The organism is Bradyrhizobium sp. LeoA1Lang, from assembly GCF_055413685.1.
The window spans coordinates 1-253 of sequence record NZ_JBVAPG010000646.1; the positions used below are offsets into that span (position 1 = coordinate 1).

Annotated in this window: 1 protein-coding gene; it reads left to right on the forward strand. The window is 58.5% G+C overall.

What is annotated here, in order from left to right; all coding sequences use genetic code 11:
* Window positions 1-141: 141 nt before the first annotated feature.
* A partial coding sequence (locus ACZYOF_RS44835; RefSeq protein WP_463719722.1) for a tyrosine-type recombinase/integrase occupies window positions 142-253 on the forward strand: 112 nt, incomplete at its 3' end.

Below are 253 nucleotides of genomic sequence, written 5' to 3' on the forward strand. Positions count from 1 at the left end.
GTGCGGCCCTTCAAGCTCACCACAATCCCATGACGATCAAGCCCGTTGCCCATGTCACAAGGGCCGCGTAACATTCATTCTGGCAACGTCGGCCCGACGTAGTTCAACACCGATCGGGACATCCCCTTGTATGGGCTGGGATTGCGCGTCGGGGAGGCCTGCAGGCTGCGCCTCAAAGATGTCGATCTGGAGCGGCGGTTGCTCATTATCCGGGAGACTAAATTCTACAAGAGCCGCCTCGTCCCATTTGGAC